Source organism: Pseudoalteromonas sp. CO325X (genome assembly GCF_004208955.1).
Taxonomy (GTDB): Bacteria; Pseudomonadota; Gammaproteobacteria; order Enterobacterales; family Alteromonadaceae; genus Pseudoalteromonas; species Pseudoalteromonas ruthenica.
Map to the genome: position 1 here is coordinate 19,076 of NZ_SGPG01000021.1, position 15,341 is coordinate 34,416.

Genomic DNA, 15,341 nt, shown 5'->3' on the forward strand with positions numbered 1-15,341 from the left:
TTTATCAGCAAGCTTTATTCCACTTTCAAACTATAAACCAGATATAGGGGAATATCCACGCCGGAAAGGGAATTTCACTTTACTCCGAAACAATTGATAACTAAGAAAAAAGCGGCAATTTGCCGCTTTTTTACTGTACTTACTCGCCGTTGGCCTTCATTTTACAAATATTCGGCAATGAGCGCCTCAGCAATCTGTACGCTATTGGTCGCCGCACCTTTGCGGGTGTTATCGCTGACGATCCACAAATTTAAACCGTGTGGATGAGAAATATCTTGCCGCACGCGGCCAACATAGACGCTGTCATTGCCGCTTGCATCAGTCACCGGCGTCGGAAAATCATGGTCATCATTGATAAGCTCAACGCCAGGGGCTTGATCGAGCAGCTGTTTAACGTGCTCGACATCCACCGGCATACGTGTTTCTAGGTGTACCGCTTCAGCATGACCGTAAAATACCGGCACGCGCACCGCTGTTGGGTTCACTAATACGCTGTCATCACCAAGAATTTTTTGCGTCTCCCACACCATTTTCATTTCTTCGCGGGTGTAGCCATTGTCTTCAAACTTATCAATTTGCGGAATGACGTTAAAAGCCATTTGCTTGCTAAAAACTTCATTTTCCATGGGCCGGCCATTCATTAAGTGCGCCGTTTGCTTAGCCAGCTCTTCCACCGCTTCTTTACCTGCCCCCGACACCGCTTGGTAGGTTGAGACATTAATACGATCGATGCCATAGGCGTCATAGATAGGTTTCAGTGCCACCATCATCTGAATAGTGGAGCAGTTCGGATTGGCAATGATATTACGATTGCGAAAATCTGCTAGCGCTGCGCCATTCACCTCAGGCACAACCAGTGGCACATCAAACTCATAGCGAAACTCTGAGGTATTATCGATGACGATACAACCAGCCTCAGCGGCAATGGGAGCATATTTTTGTGACACACTGCCACCAGCCGAGAACAGACCAATATGGGCATCGGCGAAGTCGAATTGCTCGACATCCAAAACCTCAATACTCTGGCCATTAAACTCAATTTCCTCACCCGCAGAGCGACTGCTGGCCAATGGATAAAGGTTATCAACCGGAAAGTTACGCTCCGCGAGCGTTTCGATAATTTGGCGACCTACGAGCCCGGTGGCTCCTAATACCGCGACGTTAAACTTTTGCGACATGCTATTTCCTCAGGCATTAAATACTGAACCCCAGTGCAGCCAGCGCACTGAGGTGAGGGTTATCACCGCGCAGCCGCAAGGTGCTGAGCTCACGGCGAACCGGATAATTCTTTCTTAGGCTATCAAAGCCCTCTGTCGCGAGTGCTTGACGCATAATGGCATCATCGCGACGAACGTCATAAATAAGGTGCACAAGCGAGCCAAGCTCCTGCAATGTCCAACTAGGGCTTAATGTGAGTTCATTTAAACTCGGCGTCGGCAGCAGCTCACTGAGGGTGGCTTCAGCGCGAATCCCCAAGTGCTGACATAACGCTTGATACAACATAAAGGTGCCTCGGCCTTTGCCTTCGAGAGTATGACCGCCAATATGCACCGTAGCTAAATCCACATAATTCATCAGCTCAGTAAGAATATGCGGCTCATTTTCCCATACATCTAATACCAGATGCAGGTCATTGTCACTTTGCTGACGCGCCAGCAATGCAGCGTTATCAATCACATCACCGCGACTGGCATTAATGATCACCTTGTTGCTGGCTAAAGCCGCAATGCGCTCGGCATTGAGTAAGTGCCGCGTTTGGTGGCTGCCTTCTTTTACCAAAGGCACATGGAAGCTAATGATGTCTGCTTGCGCTAACGCCTGCTCTAGTTCGTACCATTGGCCGCTGTCACCTCGCGCGGCACGCGGCGGGTCAACAAGTAAGGTTTGTACGCCGATGGCGGCGAGCTTATCGGCTAAGCATTGGCCAATATTGCCGACACCCACAATAGCGACCTTCTTGGTGAATAGCGAAAACCGTTGCTGCTGCGCTAACACCAGCATGGCACTTAGCACGTATTCTGCCACCGCAATGGCATTGCAACCAGGAGCATTGGTAAAAGGGATACCACGGCCTTGCAAATACCCTTGGTCGATATGATCGATACCAATGGTCGCCGTGCCAACGAAAGAGAGTTGCGCATTGCTGTGCAATAGCTGCTCGTTCACCTGGGTCACCGAGCGCGTTAGCAGTACATCGGCATGCTGCGCTTGTGCCGCTGTGAGTGTGCGCCCATCGAAGCGCTCGACATCGCCCAGCGGTGAAAACAATGCATCCACCAAAGGCATATTTTGATCAGCTAATATCTTCATGGCAGTTATCCCAGCCCAGTTTGGAGCGCCATTCTAATCGCCCTTGGCACACAAAGCAAAAAGCCACGCGTCAGCGTGGCTTTATGATTAACAAAGCAGCAAAATTAGCCTTTGTATTTACTCATCACCAATGTGGCGTTAGTACCGCCAAAGCCGAAGCTATTCGACATCACGGTATTAAGCTCCACATCGCGGCGTTCAGTGGCTATATCCAAGCCTTTTGCTTGCTCGTCCAGCTCATCAATGTTGATAGATGGCGCTACAAAGTTATTCTCTAGCATAAGCAAAGAGTAAATCGCTTCATGAACACCGGCTGCGCCGAGCGCGTGACCCGTCATTGCTTTAGTGGCGCTAATAGCCGGTGATTGCTCACCAAATAGCTCTTGAATAGCACCGAGTTCTTTGACATCGCCCACTGGCGTCGAGGTGCCGTGGGTATTGAGGTAGTCAACAGGCCCCTGCAGGTTTTGCATCGCTTGTTTCATACAGCGAACGGCACCCTCGCCCGATGGTGCCACCATATCGAAGCCATCGGAAGTTGCACCATAACCGATGATTTCGGCGTAGATATGCGCGCCACGGGCCAATGCATGCTCTAGCTCTTCAACCACGACGATACCGCCGCCACCAGAGATCACAAAGCCATCTCGGTTAGCATCATAAGTACGAGACGCCTTTTCTGGCGCATCATTATACTTGGTCGACAAGGCGCCCATAGCATCAAATTCCATCGCAAGGGTCCAGTGCAGCTCTTCACCGCCACCGGCGAAAATAACATCTTGCTTGCCTAGTTGAATTTGCTCTACCGCATGGCCAATACAATGCGCCGAGGTGGCACAGGCCGAACTGATAGAGTAATTCACACCTTTAATTTTAAACGGCGTGGCCAAACACGCCGAGGTGGTGCTAGCCATGGTGCGTGGAACCATGTATGGGCCTACCCGCTTAACTCCTTTCTCGCGAAGAATATCGGCGGCTTCCACCTGATACTTCGATGAGCCACCACCAGAGCCAACAACCAATCCGGTGCGCTCATTAGACACTTGCTCGTCGGTGAGTTTAGCGTCAGCAATGGCCTGAGCCATTGAGATATAAGAATAGGCTGCTGCATCACCCATAAAGCGGTGGGCTTTGCGGTCAACGTGATCTTTAACATTAATATCAATGTGGCCAGAGACCTGGCTACGCAAATTGTATTCTGCAAATTCAGGGTTAAAGGCAATACCACTTTTACCCGTTTTTAGAGATTCCAGTACTTCTTCTTTGTTATTACCGATGCTAGAAACAACACCGATACCCGTAATGACGGCTCTTCTCATGAGAATTTACCTTAGCTTAGATCTAAATTGCGTATAGTTTACGCGGAAACTGATTCCGAAGTGGTCATTCCAGCGTACATATGTACACTGAAATTTTCAAGCGCCCGAGATGATCTTTTAGTGACAATATACGCACCGCTGTAAAGTCGCTAAAATAGTGGGCAAAGACTTACTCAAAGAGCTAAAATGATTACCCACGCTAAAATCCATTTTAATGACTGCGGCACTCCCGTCGCCGATGATTTTGACGATGTTTACTTCTCTAATGAAGACGGCCTGGCAGAATCTGATTATGTATTTTATCAGCATAACCACATCAGTGAGCGACTATGCAGTCATCCGCGCGAGCAATTTGTCATTGCCGAAACAGGGTTTGGTACGGGTTTAAACTTTTTGAATGCATGGCAACGCTTTGCCACCCAAACAGAGAAAAAAGCCACCCGGCTGCATTTTATCTCCTTTGAGAAATTCCCTATCCAGCGTCAGGATTTAGCCCGAGCTCTAGCAGCCTGGCCGCAACTGAGCCATTACAGTGAGCAACTGGTGGCACAGTATCCCGAGGCCTTGCCTGGTTGCCATCGCCTGCACTTTGGTGATGTGACCTTGGATTTATGGATTGGCGATGTGCTTGATAGCATCGAGCAGATGAACTTCAATCAGCATGGTCTCGTCGATGCGTGGTTTTTAGATGGCTTCGCCCCGAGTAAAAATCCTGATATGTGGCAGCAGTCTTTGTTCGATGCTATGGCACATCTTGGTCGCGAAGCCGCCACCTTTGCCACCTTCACCGCTGCAGGCTTTGTACGCCGAGGGCTGCAGCAAGCCGGGTTCAAGGTGAATAAAGTGAAAGGCTATGGCCGCAAGCGCGAGATGATAGTGGGTGAGCTTGAACATACCACCGCGACAACCAATGTTCCGGCGCCATTTGTTCGCCATACCCGCCCCTTAGATAAGGTTGCCATTGTTGGTGGTGGCATTGCTGCGGCGACATTGGCTCATCGGTTAACGGCACGCAATATTCCTTGCACCCTCTTTTGCGCTGACGACGAACTGGCTCAAGGTGCGTCACACAACAAACAAGGCGCAGTGTATCCGCACTTGCAAGCAGATGTATCGCCCTCCAGTGAGCTCTTCGCGCACAGCTTTTTATATGCCAAGCGCTTGTACGAGCAACTGGCAAACGATGTTGATTTTGCCCACCAATGGTGTGGCGTGCTGCTACAAGGCGTTAAAGAGGAAGGAAAAAAACGCCATGCCAACTTGCTCAGTAAGAACAATTGGCCGCAGTGGTTGATACAAGGTGTCGATGCGGAGCAAGCCAGCGATATTGCCGGCATTGATACTCCCTATGGTGGTTTATTCATCCCTGATGCGGGCTGGGTTAGCCCCGTGGAACTGGTGCAGGCACTAGTCACTCACGCCAAGCAGCAAGCGCAGCTCGACATTCACTTTGCCACTCAGGTTACGGCCGTTAATCGCGTGGGTGAGCGGTGGCAGCTGCTGTGCAAAAACAAGGGCTATGACGACTTTAGCGATGTATTTATTTGTATGGGGGAGCACTCCACTGAGCTGTTGCCAGAGAATGAGTTGGCGCTACAAAGTGTGCGCGGTCAAGTATCACACCTGAGCGCCAGCGATAACTCGCGCAAGCTCAACACTGTGCTTTGCCACAAAGGGTATTTTACACCGGCTCACGATGGCAGCCATTGTATGGGTGCAACCTTTGAAAAAGACACCCAAGCGCGGGATATTCGCGATGCTGATGATCGCACTAATTGGCAACAATTTGCCGGGTTTTATGGTGAATGCGACTGGACTCAAGAGTTGCAGGATATTAACGGTGCCAAAGCCGCTATTCGCGCGACCCTCGCAGATCATTTGCCTATTATTGGGCAATATGCGCAACAAGACGATTATATAGCGGCCTTCCCTTTGCTACTTAAAGGACAGTGGCAAGGCCAGCAACCGCTGCGTCATCAAAACCCTGGTTTACACTTGTTTACTGGCTTAGGGGCACGAGGCTTGTGCACGGCTCCGCTGTGCGCTGAGAGCTTAGTTGCCAGCCTATGTGACGAGCCATTGCCGATTTCAAATCGTGTCGATCAGGCCCTGCACCCTGCCCGTTTTATTATTCGCGACCTAAAGCGCGGACAAATAAAGTGATTTTTGGTTAAATATAGGTTAAATTTTATAATATAAAGATGTGTTTATAATCGGAGTGAAACCATGAATAACGCTTTTCGCCGACTTGCTACCACCCTTGCAGGAAGTGTTTTGGTAGCGGCGAGCAACCTAGCCTATGCGGACTTGTCTTTGCTACCTTTGCCAGAAGATTTTACCACCCGCATGACCGTGGAAAAAAAATACCCCATGGTGCTTGATGGTTTCACTCGACTCAGTGACAACGAAGTCACTGATTTTTATCAGAGTAAGCTGGGTGAGCCGTTGAATATTACCAGTGATATTGGCCGCTTTACCTTGTTTTATGATGTAAACGGCCACCCGGTACGCATTAGTGTGTATCAACGTGATGAGTGGACAGAAATCAGTGCCATGGTCAGCGCCGCTAACGAATAAGCTACGCTGATGAGCCTTATGGCTTAGCTATTTGAATCACTACGCGACGGTTTTTGCCGCGACCAATCACCGTCTCGTTTGGAGCCACATGGCGCTTCTCGCCAAACCCCGTAGTCACCAACTTACCTTCATCTACACCTAACTCTTTAATATACTCGGCAATCGCCGCCGCACGGCGTTTAGAAAGTTCGAGGTTATTCCAACGTCCACCATAGCTATCGGTGTAGGCTGAGATCATCACCGACTCTATTTCTTTGTCATGCTTGAGGTACTCACCTATCTGTGCGAGGCGCTTTTTCGATGATTTGGTCAACTCGCTAGAGTTTTTCTTGTAGTTCATCACCGTAAACGCGATATCTTCAAAACTAAAAGGCAATAATCCGTCACGACATTGTAAAAACGCCCAATACGCTTGCTTAAAATTAACCGACGATAAGCCCACCGAAACCTGATCACGGGCGTTACGCCAGTCTTGGTAGTAAAAAGTGGGATGATTGCCCTTTTCTAGCTCTGAGAGCATCTCCCAGGCCGTGCTGTCACCGAGCTCGCCATCGAATTGTCGCAGTAGCTCCATTGACGCTAACGCTTTCGCATGGGTGCCTGGGCGCCAGCTTGGCGGCACCGCTTCCAATGCGGCTAAGTCATAATTATTGGGGCGAACAACCATGTCCAAATTAAAGTTTAAGGCTTTATTTTTGCTGGCATGAGCGCGGAATATGGCTTCGCCATAATAGGGAACTTCATGATTAAGTTGGCACTGTAAACGCGAGTTTTCTACCAAGGTCCAATGCGAGGACTGTGCTGAAGCCTCATAGCTGCGCATCGCCGCCTGCGCTTGGGCGCTTAACAACACACTCAATGCAATTAATGAAAACCTAATCATGATGTGAACATACCTCGTCGAATCATTGACGCTTTTACCGTGTACGAAACGCAATGCAATACTTGTACCACAGAAAACGAACATGATGGCACTATGGCGTGATTAATTTTACCTTAGCCCCTGTTGGCATGGCGCAGTTTTTGCCATAATAGCCGGCCTTTATTGGCTTTGGGCAGTATTATGGCAGACACAGAACCAACACGCTTTGCACAGCGCTTTCGCGGCTTCTTTCCTGTAGTTATCGACGTGGAAACCGCTGGCTTTAATAAAAATACCGACGCATTGCTTGAAATTGCTGTCACCACATTAAAAATGGATGAGCAAGGCTACTTGCACCTAGACCAAACGCAACATTTTCATGTTGACCCTTTTGAAGGGGCAAACATCGAGCAATCGGCTATTGAGTTTAATGGTATCGACCCTTTCTCGCCATTGCGTGGCGCGGTGGATGAAAGCGAAGCAATAAAAAGTATCTGTAAATTTGTACGCAAAGCGCAAAAAGATGCTGGTTGCCAACGCTCCGTGGTGGTTGCTCATAATGCCGCCTTTGACCATGGCTTTTTAAATGCCGCCATTGAGCGCTGTAAAATTAAACGCACGCCATTTCACCCTTTTGTAAGCTTTGACACCACGTCGCTGGCCGGATTAGCGTTGGGACAAACGGTACTGGCGAAAGCGTGTCGCACTGCGGGAATCGAGTTTGATAATGCCCAAGCACACAGCGCCTTGTATGATACAGAGCGTACCGCTGAGCTGTTCTGCTTTATCGTTAACAAATGGCAAAGCTTGGGAGGCTGGCCGCTCGCTAGTACCGAGACTAGCGAAGAGCCTACACCGCCGGCAAATACCGAGGGCGTCTAAGGCCGCAAGTGCCTTAAAGTGGAAATTGTTGAGTGATTTTGCCTTCACTCAACAGCGCTGAATGCGGCGGATAGATACGCGATATCTGCGTGGTATCATGGGCAATTTTCAGCTCCACTCCAGGGTGCATTAAGTCATTTACCCGCACACGGCTCGTGCCCAACAACATATTAATACGCTGTTGCACGAGTCGCTTTTTCTTCTCTAACCCTTGCTTGATGGCCACCCACTGAGCTTCATGCTTATCCAAATGTGCGCACTGACGTTTGCGTTTGTCATTATCCGCCTCTTTTAGGGCCTTTTTACGAAGCACCTGTAAGGCAGCAAACTTCTCGTTAATGCGTTTTTGCTGTTCAGCTAAGGTTTTACGCTTTTGTTTTAGTTCATAGTAATACTGACCCAGATACACTTTAGTGCGTGTACCCGATGGCGCACCTAACTCGCCAGTTTCTATGCGCAAAGCATTGCTGACAAAGCCACCAATCAACTTGCCTCGGGGGTTTTTGCCCCGACCAACACGAATTAAGCGCCGAGCGCTTAGCTCACAGTGCAGTGCTTGGCGGTCGATAAAGATATCTTGCTGCGATTGAATATCACTGTATTGAGCATAGCCAATAGAGACACTGCGTTTAGCTTGAATACGACAACTACAGGGCTCAGACTCGTCTCGTTTGCGTCCGATCACGCCCTTAACGACGGTGATCTCATTGTCGCTTTGTAGCGTTGCCGATTCGACAAAGCCCAAGACGGTGATATCACCAGTGGCGACAATTTGCATCGCATCTTTTACATCACCGCTGACAATCACACTGCCCTCGAAGCGAATATGCCCCGTTGTTGCATCAACAAAGTCGTAGCACAGCACATCGTCCACTCGCACACCCCGAGCAAGTGCAACCGGCACCCCGACAGCGTCGGCCACCAAAAGGTTCTCATTGTCACTATCTAGACGCGTGCCTTCCATGACCTCAAGCGGAAACTGCCGACCGGGTTTAGGCGCAAGTTGCTCACCAAATAAATTGTACCCAGGTTCCCCTGCCGTTGCTGGTACTCTTTGCATTAACGGGCTACCCGGCTTCACAGTAATAATATCGCCAAGATCGCGCATATCCACCTTGCCATTCTCGGCCTCTTTCGGGCATAAAACGCGATCTTGAGCGGTGGCGCATAGACGAATAAAACGTGCATCTTCACCACTTTTGGCTTTACGCCCAACAGCAACAATCGCCGTGGCACGCCCCCCTGGTGGCAGCTCAAACTGCTTTGCTAGCAATAACTCAAGCGCTTTACGACTAATACCTTTTTTAATTCCAGCTTCACGAAGTTGGCGCACAGCGTTGTCTAAATCTAAAATTTCACCACCACGAGCGCAGGTGAGCTCGCCCTCTGCCATCATCAGTGGTTCATCGATATTCACATTCAGACGAGCATTAACTGCCCGCGCTACAACACGTGACTGGTTAGACTTAGACGGATTAAATAATGCCGCGATATTGGCATCAAGAATTTCACAGTCGGCGTAAGGCGATTGCGCCAGTAACTCCATAAGCTGGGTAGCGCTGGCAGGTACTGAGCCATTCATGGGATGATCAATTAAGCTCACCTCGCCACTGAGCTTATCAAAGGCAAATAGGGACACGTTATTTTACTTCCAAGAAGCGCCCATCAAGTGAGCACGATTTTATTATTAGTGTTTTTGCATCGATCGCTATTTGACCATACTCATACTTAATTGTTAAGTAATTGTTCATACTCTTTTCGCAGTTGTTATAGCAAATGCGTTGATTTTGCACAGAGAATAGGCAAACACGCCTGATTTATAAGAAATTCAGTTGCTTTCGCTTGTAGTAGGGTCACGCTCTCAGTTATACTTATGGATACTGAAACGTATTTCAGGGGCTGATTAGGATTCGACGGGATTCAAGACGCCTGAGGTGCATGTCGAGGTGCGGTTGGCCTCGTAAAAAAGCCGCATTTTAAAGTAATCGCAAACGACGATAACTACGCTCTAGCGGCATAATAGCCCGCTAGCACTTCTCCGGTGTATGTCTGTGGACCCGGTTCTGAAGTGTCACCCTACACAGACTCGCTACGGAAACCCTGGCCGGGGTTGAAGGGTTAAAACTAAGCGGCCTCGCCTTTGTTTATCGTGTGCGTCCGAGACTCAAAGGTTAACCAAAAGACGACACTAAGCATGTAGGACCGATGGTCGAGGTTTTCCGGACGGGGGTTCAAATCCCCCCAGCTCCACCACTTCACTGTTCGATTAAGTTCGAGAACGTTTAAAAACCCGCTGAGAATAAAGACTTAGCGGGTTTTTTAATGCCTGTAATGTTCGCCCACGTTTGCTGAAATTCAGTTATTTATGTACTATTTCATGTACTAGGTTAGTACATGGCGCCAGATATCGTAGTACATCGATGCGACAAAGCCTTATATTTAAAGGCCTTCAGGGAATAGTACATATGGCAAAAACGGTTAAACCACTCAACGACACGCAACTCAAAAACATCAAGCCCACTGATAAAGTGCAAAGTCTAGCTGATGGCTATGGCTTATATTTTAGTGTCGCGCCCAATAGTACAAAAAGCTGGCAGTTTAAATATCAAAAGCCCTATACCAAAAAACGTACGAACATCAGCTTTGGTAAATACCCTGAAGTCACCTTAGCACAAGCACGCAAAAAACGAGATGAAGCGCGCGCTCTATTGGCTGAGAACATCGACCCAAAAGAGCAACGAGAACGCCATTACGAACAAGAAACGCGCAGAAGAGAAAACACACTCATAAAAGTAGCTGAGCTTTGGTTTGATGTGCATAAAAGTAAAGTGACCCCAGGCTACGCAAAAAATGTGTGGAGCTCACTACAACTTCATATATTCCCAACATTGGGCGAACACCCTATCGACGCTATTGATGCTCAACAAGCGATAAAAGTGATCAAGCCTATTGAAGCCAAAGGTAACTTAGAAACAGTGAAAAGACTTTGCCAGCGCCTCAACGATATAATGACATTTGCGGTTAATACGGGTTACATTAAACATAACCCGTTAGCTGGGATAAGAGCCGCTTTCACTTCGCCAAAGAAAGAGTCGATGAAGACCATCAAGGAAGATGAGTTACCTGAGTTTATGTCGGCGTTGCAAAATGCCAGTATCAAAAACACCACTCGCTGTTTGATTGCATGGCAGTTACATACGATGACGCGACCAAATGAAGCAGCCAAAACGACTTGGGAAGAAATCGACTTTGAAAAGCAAATATGGACTATTCCCGCTGAGCGGATGAAAACCCGTAAAGAACATCGAATACCGCTCTCACCTCAAGCAGTAAGAATATTAGAAAAAATGCGTACCATCAGTGGCAATCGTGAGCATGTATTCCCAGCTGATAGAAACCCTCGCACTCATGCCAACTTGCAAACAGCTAATGCCGCAATTAAGCGTATGGGCTTTCATGGCCGTTTAGTAGCCCACGGCCTTCGGGCGCTCGCCAGTACAATACTCAACGACCACCAGCAGTTTGATTATCTACTCATTGAGGCCGCCCTCGCCCACCAGGATAAGAATGAAGTGCGCGCAGCATACAACCGAGCTGACTATCTAGAAAAACGACGTGAAATGATGTGCTGGTGGAGTGACTTTATTACCCGAGCGCAGATTAAGAGTTTAGAGGTCATTTGAGTCTTGTGCCCATAACTACCCTATACATAACTTGACTGGTAGCTAAGATCAAAAAGCAGAAGTTCTCTCTGGTGCATTTTTGAACAAAGACGCGTTAGGGTATTTATTCAGTAACGCACAAATAACACGCTAAAAATTGTTGGCCAAAATCCGCGAGGCGCGGGCAGTGGCCAACTGTTTTTAGTCTTTGTTGATTTGCTTATTAGCCCCTTCTTCTGGGAGTATCTGCTCTAACTTCAAACCATATTGCTCTTCATTATTTACATACTCTTCTTTTAAATATTCGAAGAACTGAGTTAGATGTACATAATGTTCTTCATAATCATCACGATCACGTAAAGTTTCACTCTTTAATAACTGCTCATTATATAGAACAGAATCTCGTATCGCTGATAAAAGCGTTGGAACATATGCTTTAGGTATATTCATCTTATGCGACCTCTTTAACAACCGATTTTGCTAGCTGGTTAAGTAAAAGTTTAAATACAGTTAAAGGCATGTTGTAGGCTGGGGCTATTGTATAATGATATGCGCCTAACCTTGAATTATAGTTATCTTTTATAATAGCTAACCCTTTTGGTAAAGGTGTCCCAGCAGATATTCTATAGTGCTCCCAATTAGGGCCTTGAGGAATGCCAGGTTTATCAAATGTACTTATACCTCTAGGGCTCTCTTTAATATTGATTTTAGCATTAGCCCCTTCACCGATTAAACTTATATCCGCAGGTCTTGGGCGACCATTAGATAAAATAATAGTATCTTCTATTAATTCAAATAACTCCATATTCTTTTTGACATTTAATCCTCTCCATAAATTTACAGGAACCATTCCCTCGTAATATTTATGGATCTGTCCCTTATCTAACAAGATATCCTTTAACAATGTAGTACTTTCCATGTTATCTCCTTTTACATTTATTGATTAGTATAATATTTATCGCCAAATGGCTAACAACTTGATATTGAGCAATAGGGTCGTTTTTCTGCCGCAAACTGTCTCACTTTTGTCCTTAGCTTATTGATAGCAAATTTAAAAAGCACTTACCAGCATTGAGATTACGCTACATTGCTCTGAACGTGTACATGACAAAAACGGCCCAATGGGCCATTTTCCTAACTATAGGAGAAATATAAAAACTGTATATGAACCCAGTTATTTGTTGGGGCTAATTCAATGAAAAACTGTTCATAATTTTAAACCACATCGCCGAGTTTATGCTGGCGAAGCAAGTTTTGCTAAGAACCGTGCAAGCTCAGCAGAGTCATTCCGATGTGAAGATAACGCAAATATACACTCATGCTTTACAGCAAGGCACAAAAGGTGTTGTTAGCCCTTTGAGCAAAATTTTCTAGCTTGTTTTGGGTCAGTATCGAGTTACGCCTCAAGCTCCGCTTCTGCCGCACTGCGGACCATCTCAAAAACCAGCAAATAAATCCTCGTGTCGCCTTCCAATCTAGCCATGTGGTGGGGCAACTCTTAACTTACATAAAAAGCATAAGTAAGATAACCGCCACCAGCGAGCAACAAACAGATAATGAGAAGGTTGTATAAGAGTAACAGAGGTTTGACAAATACTGAGTGTCCCTTGGCCATTTTGAACATCCTATTCATTGGGTGGCATATTACCTCCAATCATAGTATTGGACTTCCACTTTGTCATTAAGATAGCCACTGGACAGCTCTAGGGCTGCTCTTACCCATCTCAAACGCCATAGCCTGAACACCGAACAGAGCATACTCATTAATCACAACAATTTATACGCGGAATATCACTCCACCTTGTTGTGTATCGAGGGCTTAGAAACTCACGGCGCATGGACCAGCCCTTACTTTGCTGTTCACTCGCCAGCTTTATTGTGCCCTTACCAAACCGGTGGTTTATTTTGTCCATACTTTGCATAAGTGTTTTATTGTCTGCGCTGGTGGAGAATAAATCTGCTTGTATGTATCGCTCAGAAACTAACTCCAGCGCACCAACACCCGCTTTGTAATACCTAACCCCTTCTGAATATAAGAGTGACAAAACCTCATTCATGGCGTTGGCGATAACACGACTGTCGTTGGTTGGTACGGGGAAGTCGTACAGGTAGCTACGTTTATAAAAGTTATCCTCGTATGGAGAGCTATGCGCAAATATCACTACACGATGAGTTAATGACGCTTGCTGTCTAAGCTTTTTGCCTACCGTCGCACAGTGGGTTGCGAGTGAACCCTTAAGGTCATTGATATTTGTTACCCGTTCACCAAAGCTACGCGTAGAGTAGATCTCTTGCTTCGGGCTTTTTACTTCATCCCATGAAAGACAAATATGGCCATTGAGCTCTTCTATGGTTCTCTCCACAACAACAGAGAATTGCTTCCGCATATGTTTAGGGCTTTGCTTTGCGAGCGTCCAGGCATCATTAATCCCCATCAACGCTAACTTTTGTCCCAAACGCTTCCCTATTCCCCATATATCAGTAACTTTCATGCGTGATAAAATAGCTTTAGCAGAAGGTATATCATCAATCACAGCAACACCGTTATACCCTTCAAGCTTCTTAGCCGCATGATTCGCAGCTTTGGCAAGCGTAGGAGTAATTCCAAACCCCACACCTACAGGCAACTTTATTTCTCTCCATACAGCTTTACGAATATCGTGACCATATTGGTGCCAATCTTTAACTAATGCAGCAAACCCTGTGAACTGTAAAAAAGACTCATCAATGGAGTAAATATACTGGCTATCGCTAAAGCGGCCAATAACCTCCATCATCCGGGTGCTTAAGTCTGCGTATAGCTCGTAGTTGGATGAGCGCACCACAACATTATGCTTATTGAGCAGATGCCGTAGTTTAAAGTAAGGCTCAAATTTTGGAATGTTAAGCGCCCTTGCCTCTGGGCTAACCGCGCAGATACAGCCATCGTTATTAGTAAGCACAACTACTGGACGCTTTCTGATACTGGGGTCAAACACCTTTTCCGCACTGGCATAAAATGCGACAGCATCAACTAAGGCATACATACCAACAGCTCTTTTGATTTACGATGTAAACGAATAGAGCACGTCACCACGCCCTCTAACTGAAACTCATCACCTTCGGTAATTGCTACCGCAGAGTACCCTTTTGCTGCTGACAAAAGTAAGCGGCGATGCGCATCAAGTTGCTTGCATACAAACGCCCCGTTGTAATTAGCAACAATGATATCACCATGCTTAATCGTTTCTGCTCTATCCACGATTAACAAGTCACCGTCAAAAATTCCCGCTTCTTGCATAGAGTCACCATTGGCAAGTCCAATAAAGGTTGCATTGGGATGCCTAATCAACAACTCATCTAGCGATAGTCGTAATTCTGTGTATTCCGCCGCAGGCGACTCAAAGCCAGTGATACCCGCCTCGACATAAATGGGGATAACCTTCATAAATAACACCAATACTGTATATATAAACAGTATATGTTAGGTTTAGATATCAGAACAGAGATCTGCGAAAGTTTTTACTTTCGCTAATGCTGTCTAACCTAAATGAAGAATGAACAGTTATAGGAACCTGTATGTGTGGCCGAATGAGCGCCTCTGTAGGCAATTCAATTTTGGTCTGCCCCCCTGCAACAGGGCCGCTTTAAACAAGCAACTGATTCAATCACCATAGTTAGGGAGCTGCATGGGCAGCGACAGGCAGATAAAGCCACTTGGTGGTTGCTACTTGAGACAACTGAGAGCGC

13 protein-coding genes, 1 other RNA gene and 1 pseudogene are annotated in these 15,341 nt (G+C 46.9%); 6 read left to right on the plus strand and 9 right to left on the minus strand.

Features of this window, described 5'->3' with window-relative positions; translation table 11 throughout:
- Positions 1–161 precede the first annotated feature (161 nt).
- From EXT46_RS10875 to fabB, 3 genes are all read right to left on the minus strand, one after another.
- Positions 162–1,178, minus strand: a complete 1,017-nt coding sequence (locus EXT46_RS10875; protein ID WP_130147230.1) for an aspartate-semialdehyde dehydrogenase — start codon at positions 1,176–1,178, stop codon at positions 162–164.
- Positions 1,179–1,194: 16 nt separating this feature from the next.
- Complete coding sequence (locus EXT46_RS10880; RefSeq protein WP_130147232.1) at positions 1,195–2,310, minus strand: 4-phosphoerythronate dehydrogenase; 1,116 nt, start codon at positions 2,308–2,310, stop codon at positions 1,195–1,197.
- A gap of 104 nt (positions 2,311–2,414) precedes the next feature.
- The gene (gene fabB / locus EXT46_RS10885; protein WP_130147234.1) at positions 2,415–3,629 is read right to left on the minus strand and encodes a beta-ketoacyl-ACP synthase I; all 1,215 of its coding nucleotides are present in this window, start codon (positions 3,627–3,629) and stop codon (positions 2,415–2,417) included.
- A gap of 186 nt (positions 3,630–3,815) precedes the next feature.
- Here fabB and mnmC point away from each other — a divergent pair, with 186 nt between their 5' ends.
- Both mnmC and EXT46_RS10895 read left to right on the plus strand, forming a co-directional pair.
- Complete coding sequence (gene mnmC / locus EXT46_RS10890; RefSeq protein ID WP_130147236.1) at positions 3,816–5,792, plus strand: bifunctional tRNA (5-methylaminomethyl-2-thiouridine)(34)-methyltransferase MnmD/FAD-dependent 5-carboxymethylaminomethyl-2-thiouridine(34) oxidoreductase MnmC; 1,977 nt, start codon at positions 3,816–3,818, stop codon at positions 5,790–5,792.
- 63 nt (positions 5,793–5,855) lie between these two features.
- The gene (locus EXT46_RS10895; protein ID WP_022945659.1) at positions 5,856–6,206 is read left to right on the plus strand and encodes a hypothetical protein; all 351 of its coding nucleotides are present in this window, start codon (positions 5,856–5,858) and stop codon (positions 6,204–6,206) included.
- A gap of 16 nt (positions 6,207–6,222) precedes the next feature.
- Here EXT46_RS10895 and EXT46_RS10900 read toward each other — a convergent pair whose 3' ends face one another.
- Entirely contained in the window at positions 6,223–7,089 is an 867-nt protein-coding gene (locus EXT46_RS10900) for an OmpA family protein (RefSeq protein WP_045978129.1), read from the minus strand.
- Between the two features lie 180 nt (positions 7,090–7,269).
- On the opposite strand from EXT46_RS10900, the gene rnt reads away from it, so the two are divergent.
- Positions 7,270–7,950, plus strand: a complete 681-nt coding sequence (gene rnt / locus EXT46_RS10905) for a ribonuclease T (protein WP_130147238.1) — start codon at positions 7,270–7,272, stop codon at positions 7,948–7,950.
- Positions 7,951–7,963: 13 nt separating this feature from the next.
- Here rnt and EXT46_RS10910 read toward each other — a convergent pair whose 3' ends face one another.
- Positions 7,964–9,589 carry a FapA family protein gene (locus EXT46_RS10910; RefSeq protein WP_022945662.1) on the minus strand — a complete coding sequence of 542 codons (1,626 nt, stop codon included), beginning with the start codon at positions 9,587–9,589 and terminating at the stop codon, positions 7,964–7,966.
- 256 nt (positions 9,590–9,845) lie between these two features.
- On the opposite strand from EXT46_RS10910, the gene ssrA reads away from it, so the two are divergent.
- Together ssrA and EXT46_RS10920 are read left to right on the plus strand one after the other, a co-directional pair.
- Positions 9,846–10,203, plus strand: a transfer-messenger RNA (tmRNA) gene (gene ssrA, locus EXT46_RS10915).
- A 212-nt stretch (positions 10,204–10,415) separates the two neighbouring features.
- The gene (locus tag EXT46_RS10920) at positions 10,416–11,633 is read left to right on the plus strand and encodes an integrase domain-containing protein (RefSeq protein ID WP_130147240.1); all 1,218 of its coding nucleotides are present in this window, start codon (positions 10,416–10,418) and stop codon (positions 11,631–11,633) included.
- 180 nt (positions 11,634–11,813) lie between these two features.
- Here EXT46_RS10920 and EXT46_RS10925 read toward each other — a convergent pair whose 3' ends face one another.
- Both EXT46_RS10925 and EXT46_RS10930 read right to left on the minus strand, forming a co-directional pair.
- Positions 11,814–12,062, minus strand: coding sequence for a hypothetical protein (locus EXT46_RS10925; protein WP_130147242.1), 249 nt, complete (start codon positions 12,060–12,062; stop codon positions 11,814–11,816).
- A 1-nt stretch (position 12,063) separates the two neighbouring features.
- Positions 12,064–12,531 (minus strand): hypothetical protein, encoded by a 468-nt coding sequence (locus tag EXT46_RS10930; protein ID WP_130147244.1) that lies wholly within the window; start codon positions 12,529–12,531, stop codon positions 12,064–12,066.
- A gap of 338 nt (positions 12,532–12,869) precedes the next feature.
- Here EXT46_RS10930 and EXT46_RS19035 point away from each other — a divergent pair.
- Positions 12,870–12,986: pseudogene (locus EXT46_RS19035) on the plus strand (integron integrase); the annotation flags it as partial.
- A 389-nt stretch (positions 12,987–13,375) separates the two neighbouring features.
- Here the strand turns inward: EXT46_RS19035 and EXT46_RS10940 are convergent.
- Both EXT46_RS10940 and umuD read right to left on the minus strand, forming a co-directional pair.
- Positions 13,376–14,638, minus strand: coding sequence for a Y-family DNA polymerase (locus tag EXT46_RS10940; RefSeq protein WP_130147246.1), 1,263 nt, complete (start codon positions 14,636–14,638; stop codon positions 13,376–13,378).
- Positions 14,626–15,039, minus strand: a complete 414-nt coding sequence (umuD, locus tag EXT46_RS10945) for a translesion error-prone DNA polymerase V autoproteolytic subunit (RefSeq protein ID WP_130147248.1) — start codon at positions 15,037–15,039, stop codon at positions 14,626–14,628. The genes EXT46_RS10940 and umuD overlap by 13 nt, the downstream gene beginning before the upstream one ends.
- Positions 15,040–15,341 lie beyond the last annotated feature (302 nt).